At 73.3% G+C, this 5157-nt stretch carries 4 protein-coding genes; 1 reads left to right on the top strand and 3 read right to left on the bottom strand.

The window, feature by feature from the left end:
* Positions 1-122 precede the first annotated feature (122 nt).
* Positions 123-617: a GNAT family N-acetyltransferase gene (locus tag ACFU74_RS35975; protein WP_380764339.1), complete on the bottom strand. Its 495-nt coding sequence runs from the start codon at positions 615-617 to the stop codon at positions 123-125.
* A 44-nt stretch (positions 618-661) separates the two neighbouring features.
* Complete coding sequence (locus tag ACFU74_RS35970) at positions 662-1909, bottom strand: beta-ketoacyl-[acyl-carrier-protein] synthase family protein (protein ID WP_380764338.1); 1248 nt, start codon at positions 1907-1909, stop codon at positions 662-664.
* Between the two features lie 409 nt (positions 1910-2318).
* Between ACFU74_RS35970 and ACFU74_RS35965 the strand changes: the two genes are divergently transcribed.
* Positions 2319-4988: a PKD domain-containing protein gene (locus ACFU74_RS35965; RefSeq protein WP_380764337.1), complete on the top strand. Its 2670-nt coding sequence runs from the start codon at positions 2319-2321 to the stop codon at positions 4986-4988.
* Between the two features lie 89 nt (positions 4989-5077).
* Here ACFU74_RS35965 and ACFU74_RS35960 read toward each other — a convergent pair.
* Positions 5078-5157, bottom strand: an 80-nt coding sequence (locus ACFU74_RS35960; protein WP_380762877.1) for an acyl-CoA dehydrogenase family protein, incomplete at its 5' end; no start/stop codon positions are given.

Here is a 5157-nt window from a genome sequence, read left to right as displayed (position 1 = left end):
CGGGACTGCGCCAGCAACCTGGGGGGCCCGCCCCCCATGTTCGGTCGGCGGGGCTGTGGCCCGGGCCGGCGGGAGGGGCCCCCCGCACGCGGCCGGGGCGCCCGTCCGGCCGGCGGGCGGGCTCAGGACAGCTCCAGCTCCGCGACGTCCTGGTCCCCGCTGCGCTCGCCCGTCGGCCGGAAGCCGAGGCGGGCGTAGAACCCCGCCGGGCCGCCCTCCCCCGGCACATAGGTGACGCAGACCCGGGTGCCGCCGCGGCGGCGGATCTCGGCGGCGACCTGCTCGACGGCGAACCGGCCGTAGCCCCTGCCCTGGGCGTCGGCGGCGACCAGGAGGCGCCAGAGGCCGGAGCGCGGCAGGTCACCCGGCTCGTCCGGGTGGAAGGTGACGTCGAAGAACGCCATCACGAACCCGACCAGCCGCTCGCCGTCGTAGACCAGCCGGGGCCAGGCGGTCCCGCCGTACGCGTACGCCTCGGCCAGCGAGGTGGCCACCGGGGCGACCAGGTGGTCCTGGTCGGGGCGGACCTTCAGCTCCAGGGCGGCGTCGATGTTCTTCGGGGTGACCGGTTCGAGCCGCAGCGCGGGGGCCGGAGACGATTCCGTCGGCGTAGACATGCCGGTCACCCTAGTGAGCGCCCGGACGCCGGGCCCCCGGTTTTTCACGGTGCCGGTGTGAACACCAGCGAGGCGTTGTGGCCGCCGAAGCCGAAGGCGTTGGTGAGCGCCGCACCGACCGGGCCCCGGCGTGCGGCGCCCGCGACCACGTCGAGCTTGACCGCCGGGTCCTGCCGCTCCAGGTTGCGGGTGGGCGGGACGGCGCCGTCACGCAGCGCGAGGACGGCCGCCAGCGCGCCGAGCGCGCCCGCCGCGCCGAAGAGGTGGCCGGTCATCGATTTGGTGGCGGTGACCAGCGGGTGGGCGCCGATCGCCTCGGTGACCGACTCGGCCTCGACCAGGTCGCCGAGCGGGGTGGAGGTGGCGTGGGCGTGGACGAGTGCGATGTCCAGCGGCGACAGCCCGGCCTCGGCGACCGCCCGGCGCATCGCGCGGACCTGGCCCTCGGCGGTGGCCGCGGTGATGTGGTGGGCGTCGGAGGTGACCGCCGCGCCGGCCAGGGCGGCGTGGGCGCGGGCCCGGCGGGCGGCGGCGAAGCCGGCCCGCTCAAGGACGACGACGGCCGCGCCCTCGCCGATCACGAAGCCGTCCCGGTCGACGTCGAACGGGCGGGAGGCCCGGCCGGGCTCGTCGTTGCGCAGCGAGTGGGCCCTGGCCTGGGCGAAGCCGGCCACCGTCAGCGGGCAGATGCACGCCTCGGCGCCGCCCGCCACCACCACGTCGGCCCGGCCGAGGCGGATGAGGTCCAGGCCGAGCGCGATCGCCTCGGCGCCGGACGCGCAGGCGCTCACCGTGGTGTGGGCGCCGGCCCGGGCGCCGAGTTCGATCGAGACCCAGGCGGCCGGGCCGTTGGCCATCAGCATCGGCACGGTGTGCGGGGAGACCTTCCGGACGCCGGAGGCCTCCAGGACGTCGTCCTGGCCGAGCATGGTGAGCGCGCCGCCGGTACCGGTGCCGATCACCACGGCGAGCCGCTCGCCGTCGACCTCCGGGGCACCGGCGTCGGCCCAGGCCTCGCGGGCGGCGATCAGCGCGACCTGCTCGCAGCGGTCGAGACGGCGGGCCTGTACCCGGTCGAGGACCTCGGACGGCTCGACCGCGAGCTGCCCGGCGATCCGGACCGGGAGCCCGGAGGCCCAGTCGGCCTCGATCGGCCGGATGCCGCCGTCGCCGGCCAGCATCGCGGACCAGGTGGAGGCGACGTCGCCGCCGAGCGGCGTGGTCGCCCCGAGACCGGTGACCACCACCGGCTCGGCGGAGAGGCCTCGGGGCCGGTTGTTGTCAGTACCCATCGAAAAATCTCCATGGCTTCTGTGGAGGTTGTGAGGTAGTTACAACTCTCCGCACCGGTGGGCACGGAGAGAATTCGCCTCGATCCCCACACTGCCATGGCCTTGATGGTCATTCAGATGTGCCAGCCAGCCCATTTGGCGGGCTTCGATTTGTTTGTTTCATCCAGGACGAAGCCACAGCCCCCGCCGCAGTCGCCGCCGCACCCCGGCGGACATTCCGGGCACTCGGGATCACGACTTCAGGACGATCGGATACCCGGTCGCTCACGCACCATCAGCCCTGCCATACTCGGCGCGATCATTCACCGGCCCCGCCCCGGGCGCCCTTCGAATCCGCGCACGAAGGGGATCCGGTGAACGCACCACCGCTCGGTGAACGCACCGTCACATCCCAGAGGGGAAACTCCACGTGCGCCTGCGTCATGCCCTCGGGCTGACCATAGCGGCGGCCACCGCCGCGCTCGGACTGCCCGTGCCCGCGACGGCCGCCCCGGCCGCCACCGCGACCACGCTCCACGTCAACAAGAACATCTTCGCCTGCTCGGACGCCGGTCCCGGCACCGTCGCCCAGCCGTTCTGCACCATCTCCGCCGCGGCCGCCGTGGTCGAGCCCGGGCAGACCGTCCTGGTGTGGCCCGGCGACTACCCGGAGCAGGTCAAGATCAACCGCTCCGGCACACCGGACAAGCCGATCACGTTCCTCGGCGGGCCCGTCGACAGCGGGTCGTTCAGCGCGAACATGCCGGTCGTCCGCGGCCCGGTGGGCCTCAGCGCCTTCCTCGTCACCGACGCGCACGACGTCGTGCTCCGGGGCTTCCGCAGCTTCGCCACGCACGGCACCCAGGTCCACCGCTCCTCCCGGATCGTCCTCGACCAGAACGGGTACGACAACTCGCCCTACCGCGAGTCCCTCCTCGTCAGCGGTGCCAGCGACCACATCACGGTCAGCCGCAACTCGTTCAACCACGTGAACGGCCTGGTCATCGACGGCGGCGCCCACGACATCCTGGTGACCGGCAACGACTTCAGCCGCCCCCAGAGCACCGGCCTCACCGCCACCGGCGTGGCCGACCTCGCCGTCACCAACAACACCTTCGCGCTCAGCTGCTACGGCGGCGTCCGCGTGGACGGCGACTCGCCCCGGGCCGTGGTGAAGAACAACATCGCGGTCGACGGGACCCCGCGAAGCACGTCCTGCACCACTCCCCAGGACGGGATCAGCGTCTCGGCCCAGGCCGCTTCGACCGCGAGCGTCGACTACAACGTCGTGCACGCCCCGATCGGTGCGCGACCCTACGCTTGGGCCGGCACCGGCTACGCGTCCCCGGCCGCGTTCGCCGCCGCCACCGGGCAGGGCGCACACGACCTCGACCTGGCCGTCGACTACTCCTCGTCGACCATGCAGAACCCGTTCAACAGGCTCACCGAGACCGCCGCCGGCGCGATCGACTCCGCCGACCCGACCGCCCCCGGCGTCGGCACCGACCTGTTCGGCCAGCCCGCCATCGACCACCCCCAAGTGGCCGACACGGGCGGCAGCACCCGCGACCGCGGCGCCCACGAGCTCAGCGGCATGTCCGGCCCGACCCTGCTGGAGGTCGCCGGCGCGGACACCAGCACCCCGACCGGACCGGCACCGCTCACCGTCGTGGCCAAGCTCGGCTTCCGGAACACCTGGGGCACCGGCCCCGGCAGCTACCTGATCGACTTCGGCGACGGCAGCGAGCCGGTGCGCACGACCGACACCACGGTGCGGCACACCTACAGCTTGGCCGGCAGTTCCGGCCAGTACTTCCGCATCACCGCCTCGGCCACCGACGCCACGGGCGGCCGATCCGGGGCGGCGACCTCGTTCGCCAACGTGAACCCGGCGTTCGACCGGTTCGCCCTCTTCCGCACCACCAACGTGGGCTGGCCCCACACCTACCGGTTCGACCTCAATGCCGTGTCGCCCTACGTCCGGACCGGTGGCACGATCGACTTCGGCGACGGCACCGTGGAGACCGTCAGCGCGACCCAGACCACCGTCACGCACGGCTACGCATCGCCCGGCACCTACTCCGTGGCGTACACCTCCCGGGACGAGGCCGGCGAGGTGACCTCCCGGCAGGACGTCGCGGTCACCGTCACCCCGTCGCTCGCCGTGCTCAAGCCCGGTGAGCGGGTGCAGGTGCTGGCCACCGGCTCGTCCGCGCTGCTGAACGGCGGCGCGCACTACGGCTACGGCATCTGGGCGCCGTTCACGTCCGTCCCCGCGAACGGCCGGCCGTTCGCCGAGAGCGCCGTCACCTCGACGGCGATCGGCACCACTACCGACGGCGTGGCCCACAACGTGGTCGCCGCCAACGGCCGCGTCTACATCGCCGACCGCCGCATGTCGGACGGCAACTGGAGCGGCTGGGGCGAGATCACCGCCAACGGCGCTGCCGGACCCCTGCCCGTCGCCCCGTCCCAGATCGCCACCGCCGTCATGGGCCGCAAGCTCCACGTCCTCGCCCTGGCCGGCAGCCACGTCCTCCAGGCCACCGGCGACTGGAACACCGGCACCTGGTCCGGCTGGGGCGACGTCACCGCCACCGCCGGCCTGCGCCCGGCCACCCGGATCGCCGCCGCCGCCGTCGGCAACTCCCTGCACGTCGTCGCCCTCGGCAGCGACGGCCACGTCTACGACGCCGACGGCAACTACGACCGCGGCACCTGGAACGTCGGCGACCCCACCTCCATGCTCGGCCTGCCCAGCACGCCGATCACCGCCCTGTCCGCCGCCTCCATCGGCAGCACCCTGCACATCATCGCCGCCGCCGGCAACGGCATCCACCAGGCCAGCGCCGACTACGCCGCCGGCCGTTGGAGCGGCTGGGGCGACATCACCGCCGTCACCGGCACCGACGTCGGCAGCGTCAAGCGGGTCTCCGCCGTCACCATCGGCAACCGCCTGCACGTCTACGCCGTCTCCGACGGCGGCACGCTCTACAACGCCACCGGCGACTACGACCGCGGCACCTGGTCCCGCTGGGGCAATGTGAGCGCGGCTGTCACCAGCCCGAATTTCAGCGAACTGGCGGTCGCCGCCTCCTGACACCACCGCGCGGGAAGCACGACGGAGCCCCCGGCCGAATCGCGTCGGCCGGGGGCTCCGGTGCGTGCCGTACGGGGTCCGTCGGCGGGTTACGGCAGGTTGCGGGCCATCACGATGCGCTGGATCTGGTTGGTGCCCTCGTAGATCTGGGTGATCTTCGCGTCCCGCA

Source organism: Kitasatospora sp. NPDC057500 (assembly GCF_042802195.1).
GTDB lineage: Bacteria > Actinomycetota > Actinomycetes > Streptomycetales > Streptomycetaceae > Kitasatospora.
Note: the sequence above shows the minus strand (reverse complement) of the source record. Positions and strands in the feature narration are given on the sequence as shown.

Coding starts and splice junctions, on each gene's coding strand:
- ACFU74_RS35970 (WP_380764338.1), bottom strand. CDS start 1,909: ATGGGTACTGACAACAACCGGCCCCGAGGCCTCTCCGCCGAGCCGGTG.
- ACFU74_RS35975 (WP_380764339.1), bottom strand. CDS start 617: ATGTCTACGCCGACGGAATCGTCTCCGGCCCCCGCGCTGCGGCTCGAA.